Raw genomic sequence first — 12,703 nt, forward strand, 5'->3', positions numbered from 1 at the left:
TGATGGTGAGTGTGGTCTGACATTAAACGGTGATGCGGACTGACCCCCCTCTTTCGCGGCCATCCCCGCTCCCACAAGGGGACTGCGCTTAATCAGTTGGCTTTCGGTATATTCCTTTTCTTTTTTTTACCCGGTACGCCCATGTCGTCCCTGACACCCCTGAACCATCTGATCACACGTTTCCAGGAGCAGACGCCGATTCGCGCCAGCTCCCTGATCATCACGCTATACGGTGATGCCATCGAGCCCCATGGCGGGACGGTCTGGCTCGGCAGCCTGATTCAACTGCTCGAACCGATCGGCATCAACGAGCGGCTGATCCGCACCTCGATTTTCCGCCTGACCAAGGAAGGCTGGCTGACCGCCGAGAAAGTCGGTCGGCGCAGTTACTACAGCCTCACCGGCACCGGTCGCCGGCGTTTCGACAAGGCATTCAAGCGGGTCTACAGCACCAGCATGCCGGCCTGGGATGGTTCCTGGTGCCTGGTGATGCTCTCGCAGTTGACCCAGGACAAGCGCAAGCAAGTGCGCGAAGAGCTGGAGTGGCAAGGTTTTGGTGCGATTTCGCCGGCGGTGCTGGCTTGCCCGCGCAGCGACCGCACCGATGTCAACGCGACCCTGCTCGACCTCGGCGCCCTTGAAGAAACCATCGTTTTCGAAACCACCGCCCAGGACGTGCTGGCCTCCAAGGCCCTGCGCCTGCAAGTGCGCGAGAGCTGGAACATCGAGGAACTGGCGACCCATTACAGCGAGTTCATCCAACTGTTCCGACCGCTCTGGCAAGCGCTTCGCGAGCAGGAAAACCTGCAGCCGTCCGATTGCTTCCTGGCACGGATCCTGCTGATTCACGAATACCGCAAACTGCTGTTGCGCGACCCGCAATTGCCGGATGAATTGTTGCCCGGTGATTGGGAAGGTCGAGCCGCCCGCCAGTTGTGCCGCAATATTTACCGGTTGATCTACGCCAAGGCCGAGGAATGGCTGAACAGTGCGCTGGAAACCGCCGACGGCCCGTTGCCGGACGTGGGCGAAAGTTTTTATCGACGTTTTGGCGGGTTGAAGTAACTCGTCGTCGTTTAGGGAGAGTCACTGTTCAGGAGAGCATTTGGATTGACGTAGACAATAAAAATAAGCCTGCGTGAGGCCTGCCATGATTTCTACAAACGCACAGCGCCAGGATGGGTTCGATCAGTGGATCCATCAGATCAACCAGATCTGTGGCGCCTTCAACGCCAAACCCTTGGGTGGTGGATTTTCCGGAAAAATCCGCGAATACCGCAGCGATGCGCTCAAGCTCAGCTTCGTCGATGCCTGCCAGGCTCGGTTGTACCGCACGCCGCAGGAAGTCGCGGCGGGCGAGGGCGGCAAGTACTTCGCGGTGTTCCAGCTCGAGGGCACGGCCGGCATGGCCCAGGGCGACGACAAGGTGCTGTTGTCGGCCGGTGACATCACCCTGATCGATGCCGCGCGGCCCAGTGATTTCACCTACAGCGAAAACTCCCGGCAATTGTCGCTGATCCTGCCCTATCAATTGGTGGAGCAAACCCTGCGCTTCAACCGGGTCAAGTGCGGGCACCGGATCGCCGCGACATCGCCCATCGCCATGCTCTCGCACCGTCTGATCCTCGACGCCACGCGCCAGCCGGACCTGAGCCGCCAGGAAAGCGAAGCGACCCTGGAGGCGATTGTCAGCCTGCTGCGTCCGGCGATCAGCCAGACAGACGATTGCACGGACCTGCACGAGCGCACCTTCCGCAAGACCCTGAGCTTCATCGACCAGCACATCCGCTCCGAAGAACTGTGCCCGGAATGGCTGGCGCGGGAAGTCGGCATGTCGACCCGTGGCCTGTACCGGATGTTTGCCAAAAAAGGCCTGGTGGTGGCGCGTTACATCAAGAACCGCCGCCTGGACCTGTGCGCCGAATCCTTGCGCCAATCGGGCAAGGAACAGAAGCTGTCGGTGCTGGGGTACTCGTGGGGGTTTTCCGATTCGAGCTACTTCTCGACCGCGTTCAAGTCGCGCTTCGGCATTGCGCCGGGGGAGTACCGCAAACAACACGCTTGAGATCTTTCTGCAGACTCAATATTCCTGTGGGAGCGAGCCTGCTCGCGAAAGCGGAGTGTCAGTCGACATCATTGCCATCTGATACACCGCCTTCGCGAGCAGGCTCGCTCCCACAGTTTTTTGTGTGCAGCCTCTGAGCCTTGAGCAAAGCTTGCATGGTTATTTCGGGGAATTGAGGTTCAACGTCGGCGTTTCATCAAAGAAATTCCACGGTTTCAACAGCACATGCACCCACTCGGTCGGCATGATCGGCCACTCTTCGGCCCGAGCGACGTGGGTGGTGCCGGTGGTGAGCCAGACCACATCGTCGGTGTTTTCGATGGAGTGGTTATCCTGGGTAAACTGCCCCAGGCCCGAGTCCTTGTCCGAGCGGTTCGGGTATTTGCCTTCCGGGTACTTCTCTTCCGGGTTGTACTGCGTCACCCACAGCTGCTTGTCCATGAAGCTCAGGCGGTGGTAGAGCCATTCGTCCTTGCCGAAGTTGGCGCCCTTGGCCACCGGGTGCGTGCCGCCGGCATAGGGAATCAACTGATAGGAAACCGGGTTGCCGACCTTGTTTTCCTTGCTGAAGTTGGTCAGCAGGCGCACCGTCGACGGGTCGAATTTCTGCGCGGCCTGTTGTTCGGTGCTGACCACTTTGGTTTCGGTCTGCATGGTGCTGGTGCGCGGGCCGCCACGGTCGTTGGGCAACACCACCGGGTTCACTTCCACCAGCGAATTGCTTTCGCCGTCCACGTCCATGTCGAGGCGGAAGTTGTAGATGTGCTGGTGGGTGGTGCCGACGATGTTGTGGTCAAGCAGGGTGCCGTAGCGCGTGTCTTCCTTGGCGGTTTCTTCGTGCATGGTCCTGGATTTCACGCCCTTGACCGCTTCGATCCCGGTGGCGCCGGCGTCGATGCCGATGGTGCCGTTCTGCTGGAAGACCCAGTCGAAAATGTAGTCATAGTTGCCGACGGTGCTGATCCAGCGCACCACCAGTTCACGACGCTCGGTGCTGAGGTTGGGCTGGCCCATCTCCTGGTGTTTGTATTCCGGGCCGGCATAGCGCTCGAACACCGCCATGGCGCGGGGGATCGAGGTCGGCGCGCCGGTGTAGTCGGCGATGGTGGCGTCCAGCAGCACGGCGTTTTCCGGGGCGTCTTTGCCACGGGCGATCGGCGAAGTCAGGGTGCCCATGCCGTAGTCGCCGGAATCCAGGTAGGCCTTGAAGTACCAGCCCACGTCCGGATCGCCGTAAGGCACGATCATGCCGCCCAGGGAGCCTTCGTACATGATTTTGCGTTTCTTGCCCTTGTCGTCGTAGGTGACGGTGGACAGGATCGGACCGACCCGCGAATCGAGGCGAACGTGGAAGTCCCAGTTCTGCCAGTGAATGCTGTTGCCGGTGATGGTGTAGTTCTTGCCCTCGGGCTCGATGATTTCCAGGGGCTTGACCGCCACGCCCTTGCGGCCGCGACCGTCATAGGGTGTCGGTTTCATCGGCACCGGAATCAGCGCTTCGTCTTCGATCTTGATCAGCTTTTTCTGTTCCAGATCGACAATCGCCACCAGGCCTTCGATCGGGTGCGCCCAATAGTTGCCGTCATCGACATTGAGGTAGCTGACGATTTTCAGCAGGCGCTTGTCCTGCGCCAGGCCGTCCTTGCCGTCGAAGTAGCCGACGGTCAAGGGCGTGGCCACCACTTTCTTCACATCGTTGATGCCGCGCTTGGCCAGGGCTTGTGCGTATTCCGGGCTGGTCTCGACAGCGGTTTGCACGGTGGCGAAGTCGTCCAGCAGGACCATGCCGTGGGCACCTTCAATCGGTTTCCAGGACTTGAGCTCCTTGCTGTCCAGATCCACCAGCGCTTCGATCACATGCTTGCCGTCCAGCACCACGATATTGGCCTGGCGTGGCTGGGTGACGTTTTGCCCGGTGTAGACGAAGTTCCACACCTGGTCTTTTGGCGGCGCCTTGATCGAGACTTCGGTGAAGCGGAAACCGGGCTTGTAATGCTCGGACTTCTTGACGATGTCCACCGCCGCGGTGATTTCGGCCGCGCTCAACGGGTTGAGCGGGTTGGGGCGGGTTTCCACGACAAAGGTCGTGTCCAGGCCGGACTGGAACACCTGGTTGATGAAGTCCTTGGACATGAATGCCGTCTTGTCCTTGAACACCACCGGCACCGTCAGCTCGATGCGTTTGCCATTGAGCATCGCCACTTTGCTGTTCGGCTTGACCTTGAGGTAGACCCCGTCCTTGGCGATGGTGAACAGGTCGGCGTAGTCGTCCCATTTGACCGTGGCGCCAAACTCCTCGAGGCCCGCTTGCAGCGGTACCATTTCGGCGTGACCGCCGTGGGCCAGGGCATCGCCCGCCCAATAAGGCAGGCCGAGGGTGCCCAGGGTAATGGCCAGCGCAAGCCGGGCCAGCGGTTTTCTGTTGCGCAATGCAAGGGAGGTGAACATATCTGGGTTCCTTCGGAAAAATCCGGTGTCAGGCATGCCAGCACTTTGCTACAGGTGGTGAATGGCTGCATTGGAATTGCTGCCAGATTCCTTTGGATTTGTGCCGCAATCAGCTTTCCCGACTGACGGAGGCTTGGCAAGCGGACAAAGCGCCTTGCTGCCCGGGTCGACCGGTGGCGCCGGCAGTCATTGCTTCTGGTTAATAGGAAGCATTACTATTCACGCCCCGTTTACACAGCATGCCGCAATGACCCCCAAGCTGCCCCGCAGACATGGCTTTTTCGAGCATTACGAAGAGTTGGTTGGCACCTGGACCCGTCGCCTGAGAAATCGTCAGCAGGCCGAGGACCTGGCCCACGATACCTTTGTACGCGTGCTTGAGTCCGATTCGGCGGCGGTGCAGCAACCCAGGGCGTATCTGCATCAGACCGCGCGCAATATTGCGGTGGATGGTTATCGGCGTGAGGATCGGCGGGGCGCCATGGAGTCAGAGGCGATCGATGAAAGTGTGTCGTCATCCGGCGACCCGGAGCATTACATGCATGCGATCCAATTGGCCGATTCCATCGAACGGGCGCTCACCGAGCTTCCGGTCAACTGCCGCAAGGTGTTTGTCTGGCAGAAAATCGAAGGCCTGACCCAGGCCGAAATCGCCGAGCGCCTGGGACTGTCCAAGAACATGGTGGAAAAGTATATGATCCGCACGCTGCGGCATTTGCGCGACCGCCTTGAAGGACTCTACCCATGAGTGGCCGCGCTTTCTCATCCCCAGCCAAACAGGAACTTCCATGATGGATACTCGTGATTGTGCGTGCGGGCAAACAACGGTTCGCGATGAAGCGGCGCAGTGGTTTGTGCGTTTGCAGGAACCTGCCGTCGATGTCGAAGTGTATCGTCGCTTCGAAACATGGCTGGACGAACACCCCCAACACCGAAACGAATTCGAATTGCTCCAGGGCCTGTGGAAGGCCGCCGATCGGGTGCCGGCGGCGCGTCTGCGAGCGTTGTGCGAAGAGGCGCCGGCCCGCAGCAAACGTCGGCCGATGGTGCGCTACGCGGTGGCCGCCAGTGTGCTGGCGGTGGCGCTCGGGTTGGGGCTGTTCAGCGGCTTGAATCAGCCGTCGCCTTACACAGCGGAGTTTTCCACGGCCCTGGGCGAACGCCGCCAGGTGGCGTTGCCGGATGGTTCGGTGGTCGACCTCGACAGCCGCAGCCGGATTCAGGTACGTTTTGAAAAAAAACGGCGCGCCATCGAGCTGACCGAAGGCGAGGCGATGTTCAGCGTCCAGCATGACAGCCGCCGGCCGTTTGTCGTCGAAGCCGGAAACGGCAAGGTCACGGTCACCGGCACCCGCTTCGATGTGCGCCGGGGCGCGACCGATACCCGGGTGGTGGTGGAGCAGGGCACGGTCAAGGTGCAAGGTCGCTCGGCGGCCGAGCACGATTTCATCAGCCTCACTGCGGGCCTGGGCACCCATGTCGATGGCCAGGGCAAGGTCGCGGTCGCCTATGCGGTCAACCCGGCGGAACTGACGGCCTGGCGCAACGGCAAACTGGTGTTCAACAACGCCAGCCTGGCCGATGTCGCCGAACAGGTCTCGCGTTATCGGGAAAAGCCGCTCAAGGTCGGCAACGCGACGGTGGGCAATCTGCGCCTGACCAGCGTGTTCAAGTCCGACAACACCGATGCGCTGCTCAAGGCCTTGCCGAGCATCCTTCCGGTGGCCGTGCGCACCCTCGATGACGGCAGTCAGGAAATAATTTCAAAATAACATTCAGGTTTTTTTCGAGTTCATCGTCTTCCTGTTCAACTGCAACTGGTTTGCATTAACAAACGCACACTCTTGCGATCCACAGGAATACGTTCGACGTGAATAAATCCACCGCTAAAAACAAAACCTTCCCTTGGTTGCCGCTGGCGCTCGCGCTGGCGGTCAACGGTGCGATGCCCCAGGCATTCGCCGCCGACGCCATCCATATCCAGGCGCAACCCTTGGGGCAGGCCTTGACTCAGCTGGGTCAGCAAACCTCGTTGCAGGTTTTCTTCAGCCCTGACCTGGTGGCCGGCAAGCAAGCACCTGCGGTGGACGGCAATCTCTCGCCGGAAGAGGCGCTGCGCCAGTTGCTGCAAGGCAGCGGCCTGCAATATTCGATCGATGAAGGTTCAGTGACCCTGATGCCGGCACCGAGCCAGGCGTCCAATGGCCCGCTGGAACTGGGCGCGACCGACATCAAGGTGGTCGGCGACTGGCTCGGCGACGCCGATGCCGCCGTGGTGCAGAACCACCCTGGTGCGCGTACCGTGATCCGCCGTGAAGCCATGATCGAGCAGGGCGCGATGAACGTCGGCGACGTGTTGAAGCGCGTACCGGGTGTGCAAGTGCAGGAGGCCAACGGCACCGGCGGCAGTGACATTTCCCTCAACGTCGGCGTGCGTGGCCTGACCTCGCGTCTGTCGCCACGCTCCACCGTGCTGATCGACGGCGTGCCTGCGGCGTTCGCGCCCTACGGCCAGCCTCAACTGTCCATGGCGCCGATTTCCTCCGGTAACCTCGACAGCATCGACGTGGTACGCGGTGCCGGTTCCGTGCGCTACGGGCCACAGAACGTGGGCGGCGTGATCAACTTCGTGACCCGTGCGATTCCGGAAAAAGCCTCCGCTGAAATCGGCACCACCCTGGAAACCTCCCAGCACGGTGGCTGGAAACACATCGACACCGCATTCATGGGCGGCACCGCCGACAACGGCATGGGTGTGGCGCTGTTGTACTCCGGCGTGAATGGCGACGGCTACCGTGAACGCAACAACGGCAACGACATCGACGACGTGATCCTCAAGACCCACTGGGCGCCCACTGACGTCGACGATTTCAGCCTCAATTTTCACTACTACGACGCCAGCGCCGACATGCCCGGTGGCCTGACCCAGGCGCAATACGACGCCGATCCGTTCCAGTCCGACCGTAACAACGACAACTTCAGCGGCCGCCGCAAGGATGTGTCGTTCAAGTGGATCCGGCAGATCGACGACCGTACCCAGGCCGAAGTGCTGACCTACTACTCCGACAGCTTCCGTGGCAGCAACATCGCCGCCCGCGACCAGAAGACCCTCGGCTCGTTCCCGCGCACCTACTACACCTACGGTATCGAACCGCGGGTGTCCCATGTGTTCGACGTCGGCCCGACCACCCAGGAAGTCAGCGTCGGTTATCGCTACCTGAAGGAAGGCATGCACGAGGAAGCCAGCCGTCTGGGGCTGAACAGCGCCAACGAACCGGTAGTACGTCCGGGTTCCGATGGGCACGTCTATCAGGACCGTACCGGTGGCACTGAAGCCCACGCGGTGTATGTCGACAACAAAATCGATGTCGGCAACTGGACCATCACCCCGGGTGTACGTTTCGAACATATCCAGACCGAATGGCATGACCGCCCGGTGCTCGACACCGCCGGCAAGCCCGTGCAGGAAAAGCGCCGCAGCATCGAGAGCAACGAACCGCTGCCGGCCCTGAGCGTCATGTACCACATGTCCGATGCCTGGAAGCTGTTCGCCAACTACGAAACCTCGTTCGGCTCCCTGCAATATTTCCAGCTCGGTCAAGGTGGCTCGGGTGACGAAACGGCCAACGGCCTGGAGCCGGAAAAGGCCAAGACCTACGAGATCGGCACGCGCTACAACGATGGTGTGTGGGGCGGTGAAGTAACGCTGTTCTACATCGACTTCGATAAAGAGCTGCAGTACATCAGCAACGACGCGGGCTGGACCAACCTCGGCGCGACCACGCACCGTGGCATCGAGGCATCGGTGCACTATGACTTGGCGGCACTGGACCCACGCCTCGAAGGCCTGACCGCCAACGCCGGTTACACCTACACCCGTGCGGTGTACGAAGGTGAGATTCCGGACTTCAAGGGCCGCGACCTGCCGTTCTATTCGCGTCAGGTGGCCACCGCCGGCCTGCGTTACAACATCGACCGCTGGACCTACAACCTCGATGCCTTTGCCCAGTCCAAGCAGCGCTCACCGGGTGTTGCGGTGAACGCCGATGGCAGTTTCACCAACAACTACATCACCGAAGGCACCGCGGATGGTCAGTACGGCGACATTCCAGGTTATGTCACCTGGAACGTGCGTGGTGGCTATGACTTCGGTCCGTCGGTGTCGAACCTGAAAGTCGGCGCTGGGGTGAAAAACATCTTCGACAAACAGTACTTCACCCGCTCCAGCGACAACAACGCGGGCATGTACGTCGGCACACCGCGCACATTCTTCGTGCAGGCCAGCGTCGGGTTCTGATCGACCGAGGCGCCTTCATCGCTGGCAAGCCAGCTCCCACAGGGTTTTGTGTCGTGCTCACATGCAGTGAATGACATAAATCCTGTGGGAGCTGGCTTGCCAGCGATGCTTTTCAGACCTTCAACACTCTCCCGCCAATCGCCACCGCCAGCAGCAACACCGCCATCAAGCCAAAGGCAAAACTCAAGCTGCTGCCATGGGCGATGAAGCCGATCACCGCAGGTCCGGCAAGGATCCCCGCGTAACCCAGGGTGGTAATGGCCGGCACGGCGATGCTTTCCGGCATGACCGTCTGCTTGCCCACAGCGGTGTACAGCACCGGCACGATGTTCGAGCAGCCGGCGCCCAGCAAGGCGTAGCCCACCAGCGCCGCTTCCCAGCTCGGAGCGAATGTCGCCAGAAACAGACCGAGCGCAGCCGTCACCCCACCGAAGACAATCACCCGGGTCGCACCCAGGCGCCGCACGATCGAATCACCGGTCAAGCGACCCACCGTCATGGTCAGCGCGAACGCTGCGTAACCCAATCCGGCATAGGCCGTGTCGATCCCGCGTTCCTGCGCCAGGAACACCGCGCTCCAGTCGAGGGCCGCGCCTTCGGCGAGGAATACGATGAAGCACATCCCGCCAATGAACAGCACGATGCCGTGGGGGACGGCAAATGCCGGCCCCGAACTTTCGCTGCCATAGGGCAACAGGTGCGGCGCGGCCTTGAGCAGTGCGACCAGCAGCAGGACGATCACCACCAGCGTCGCGCCCAGCGGCGAAAGCCCGAGGCCGAGCAGCGCGCTGACGCCCGCCGCGCCGACGATCCCGCCCAGGCTGAACAAGCCATGGAACCCGGACATCATGGTCTTGCCGCTGGCCCGCTCGACGATGACCGCTTGCAGGTTAACCGTCGAGTCCACCGTGCCCAGGCCCGCACCGAACAGGAACAAGGCCGCGATCAGTGCAGGTACCGACGATACCGTCGCCAGCAACGGCAGTGCCGCACAAATCATCAAGGTGCCGCCGCTCAGTACCCGGCGGCAACCGAAGCGCGTGGCCAGAAGGCCGGCCATGGGCATCGCCAGAATCGATCCTACCCCCAGGCACAGCAGCAACAGACCCAGGGTGCCTTCATCCAGTCCGGCCCGGGCCTTGGCGTACGGCACCAGCGGCGCCCATGCGGCGATGCCGAAACCTGCGATGAAAAAGGCGATGCGCGTGGACATCTGTTCCAGGCGTCCCGGAACGAATGAGGTCTGGGTGTTGAGGTTGGTCATATCAATCCTTGGCAAAAAACGTCGCGTCCCTTAGGGACAGTGATCGAACGGGGTGGGTTCGATCAGCGTCCGCATGGTTTCGCGCTCCGACAGGCTGACATCCTTGCACAGCCGGACCGTGTTTCGCGATATGTTGGGCCTGACCGATCATTCCAGCAGGGAGGGCGCCATGGCGCAGATGTACGATGCACGAGGCAATATCTACATGGTGGTGGCGCCGCAAGACTTGCGCCGCAACGGTATCGCCTTGCCCGATCAAGCCAGCGATGCTGCGCAAGTCCGCGAAACATGGGCGCTCGCAGCCATCGAAGCCTGCTGTGCCTGGGCGCCCGGCACGCAACCGCCCGGCAGCAAGGAGCATCGTAGCGATGGTTTGCTGGTCGGGCCGTTCCAGTCGTCGCCACCCTTTGATCTGTTGATCGTGAACACTGACGGTACGCTGGCCGAGCGCAGCGGCAACGGCTTGACGATTTTTTCCCAGGCGCTCAGCGATCAGGGGCTTTTGCCCAGCGACCAGGCGTGTGTGCTCAGGGTTCATCACGACAAGGCCGATGTGCGTTCACCGGGGGAAACGTCGGTGAAAGCGGCGCAGGTCGAAGGCGTGAACGGGTTCTGGCTGGACCTGGGCCAGCCTTCGTTCGGGCCGCAAGCGGTCAGTGCGCATGATGTTGAGGGCGTGGCGTTCAACGCACGCGAACTCAGTCATGTGCAGCCGTTGGCGTCACTCAACGCGGCATGGTCGCGCAGTCAGTTCGCGCGGGTTGGCAATCCGCATTGCGTGACGCTGGTGGATAACGCGGATGCCTTGCCGAGCAATGAGCAGATGCGTGAGTCGCCATTGTCCGAAGGGCTGACGCGTATCGCTTATGCCATGCCGGTGGGCGCGGGGAAGCCGTGTCCGGCGGGGATCAACCTGCAATGGGCGATGCATGAGTCCGGGCAGCGGGTGATTGCGCGGGTGTTCGAGCGGGGTGAGGGGCCGACGGCGTCTTCGGGCACCAGCGCCACGGCGGTGGCGTGTGCGGCGTGGAGGGTGGGCTGGGTGAGCGACGGGGAAGTGAAGGTGGTGATGCCCGGGGGCACGGCGCCGATTTTGCTGGAGCAAGAGCAGGGGGAATTGAGGCGGGTCAGTCTGTTTGGTACGGCGCGCTTGGTGGGGTGATTGTTAGATCGCCTTCGCGAGCAGGCTCGCTCCCACAGGTTTTGTGAACAACACATAACCCATGTGGGAGCGAGCCTGCTCGCGAAGAGGCCCGCCCGGCCAAAGAATAATCAGGCCCATTCCACCACCGGCATCGTCCGCTTCATCAACACCTTGCCGCCGCGCACCGAATACAGCGGCAACCCCTGACTGCGGATCACCTCGTAATCGCTTTCCGCCGACAGGATCAGCAGGTTCGCTGGCCGCCCCGGTTCCAGTCCGTAGCGATTACCCAGCGCCAGGGCCTTGGCGCTGTTGTCGGTAACCAGGTCCAGCGCGCTTTGCAGATTGCGATAACCCAGCATGTGACAGATATGCAGGCCCGCTTCGAGTACCCGCAAAATGTTGCCATTACCCAGCGGATACCACGGGTCGACGATCGAGTCCTGGCCGAAACACACGTTCATGCCGGCTTCGAGCAACTCGTTGACCCGGGTCACGCCCCGGCGTTTCGGAAAATTGTCGAAGCGCCCTTGCAGGTGAATGCTCTCGGTGGGGCAGGAGACAAAACTGATCCCCGAATGCCCGAGCAGGCGGAACAGCTTGGCACAGTAGGCGTTGTCGTAGGAGCCCATGGCCGTGGTGTGGCTGGCGGTGACCCGCGAGCCCATGTCGCGGCTGCGGGCTTCTTCGGCCAGGACTTCGAGAAAGCGTGAGTGCGGGTCGTCGGTTTCATCGCAATGCACATCGACAAGGCAACCGGTGCGCTCGGCCAGGTCCATCAGGAACTTCACCGAGCTGACGCCTTGATCGCGGGTGTACTCGAAATGCGGAATGCCACCGACCACGTCGGCGCCCATGTGGATCGCTTCCTCCATCAAATCCCGACCGTTGCGGTAAGACTCGATGCCTTCCTGGGGAAAGGCGACGATTTGCATATCGATCAGGTGACGGCTTTCTTCGCGCACTTCAAGCATTGCCTTGAGGGCAGTCAACTGCGGATCGGTGACGTCGACGTGGGTACGCACGTGTTGGATGCCATGGGCGGCGAGGGTCTGGATGGTTTTCTTCGCCCGGGTCTTGGTGTCTTCCAGGGTGATAGTCACCTTGCGCTCGCCCCAGCATTCGATGCCTTCGAACAGCGTGCCGCTCATGTTCCAGCGCGGCTCGCCGGCGGTCAGCGTCGCGTCGAGGTGGATATGCGGTTCGACAAAGGGCGGCACCACCAGGTTGCCACCGGCGTCCAGGTCCTCAGGTCCCAGGGTCGGGGCTTCGGTCTGCCGGGCAATGCTGCTGATCAGACCGTTTTCCAGGTACAACTCATGCAGGCCTTCCTGGTTGCGCAGCCGGGCGTTGATGATGTGCATCGGGAGGGTCCTTTTAGAAATCGGGTAATCAATACCTCTAAGTTAGCTCGGCAGTGGCAATCCTCGCCAGTAGGCAGTTCAAATGTGGGAGCGAGCCTGCTCGCGAAGGCGGTATTGCAGT

The 12,703-nt window shown here is 61.3% G+C and carries 9 protein-coding genes; 6 read left to right on the forward strand and 3 right to left on the reverse strand.

Features of this window, described 5'->3' with window-relative positions:
- The first annotated feature begins 141 nt into the window (after positions 1-141).
- Complete coding sequence (paaX, locus tag ACW9HW_RS25110) at positions 142-1,065, forward strand: phenylacetic acid degradation operon negative regulatory protein PaaX (protein ID WP_095192854.1); 924 nt, start codon at positions 142-144, stop codon at positions 1,063-1,065.
- Between the two features lie 85 nt (positions 1,066-1,150).
- Positions 1,151-2,065 (forward strand): transcriptional regulator FeaR, encoded by a 915-nt coding sequence (gene feaR, locus ACW9HW_RS25115; RefSeq protein WP_095192853.1) that lies wholly within the window; start codon positions 1,151-1,153, stop codon positions 2,063-2,065.
- A gap of 159 nt (positions 2,066-2,224) precedes the next feature.
- Here the strand turns inward: feaR and tynA are convergent, their stop codons facing one another.
- Entirely contained in the window at positions 2,225-4,513 is a 2,289-nt protein-coding gene (gene tynA / locus ACW9HW_RS25120) for a primary-amine oxidase (protein WP_095192852.1), read from the reverse strand.
- A 247-nt stretch (positions 4,514-4,760) separates the two neighbouring features.
- Between tynA and ACW9HW_RS25125 the strand changes: the two genes are divergently transcribed.
- The 3 genes from ACW9HW_RS25125 (at position 4,761) to ACW9HW_RS25135 (ending at position 8,810) form a co-directional block, all read left to right on the forward strand.
- Positions 4,761-5,261, forward strand: a complete 501-nt coding sequence (locus tag ACW9HW_RS25125) for a sigma-70 family RNA polymerase sigma factor (RefSeq protein WP_095192851.1) — start codon at positions 4,761-4,763, stop codon at positions 5,259-5,261.
- A 40-nt stretch (positions 5,262-5,301) separates the two neighbouring features.
- Complete coding sequence (locus ACW9HW_RS25130) at positions 5,302-6,285, forward strand: FecR family protein (protein WP_457402041.1); 984 nt, start codon at positions 5,302-5,304, stop codon at positions 6,283-6,285.
- A gap of 98 nt (positions 6,286-6,383) precedes the next feature.
- Entirely contained in the window at positions 6,384-8,810 is a 2,427-nt protein-coding gene (locus ACW9HW_RS25135) for a TonB-dependent siderophore receptor (protein ID WP_457402042.1), read from the forward strand.
- A 112-nt stretch (positions 8,811-8,922) separates the two neighbouring features.
- On the opposite strand, the gene ACW9HW_RS25140 is transcribed toward ACW9HW_RS25135, so the two are convergent.
- Positions 8,923-10,074, reverse strand: coding sequence for an MFS transporter (locus tag ACW9HW_RS25140; protein ID WP_095192848.1), 1,152 nt, complete (start codon positions 10,072-10,074; stop codon positions 8,923-8,925).
- A 169-nt stretch (positions 10,075-10,243) separates the two neighbouring features.
- Between ACW9HW_RS25140 and ACW9HW_RS25145 the strand changes: the two genes are divergently transcribed.
- Positions 10,244-11,236, forward strand: coding sequence for a diaminopimelate epimerase (locus ACW9HW_RS25145; protein WP_095192893.1), 993 nt, complete (start codon positions 10,244-10,246; stop codon positions 11,234-11,236).
- A gap of 110 nt (positions 11,237-11,346) precedes the next feature.
- Here the strand turns inward: ACW9HW_RS25145 and codA are convergent, their stop codons facing one another.
- Positions 11,347-12,582, reverse strand: coding sequence for a cytosine deaminase (codA, locus tag ACW9HW_RS25150; RefSeq protein WP_095192847.1), 1,236 nt, complete (start codon positions 12,580-12,582; stop codon positions 11,347-11,349).
- Positions 12,583-12,703 lie beyond the last annotated feature (121 nt).

Source organism: Pseudomonas sp. SDO5532_S415 (assembly GCF_054071155.1).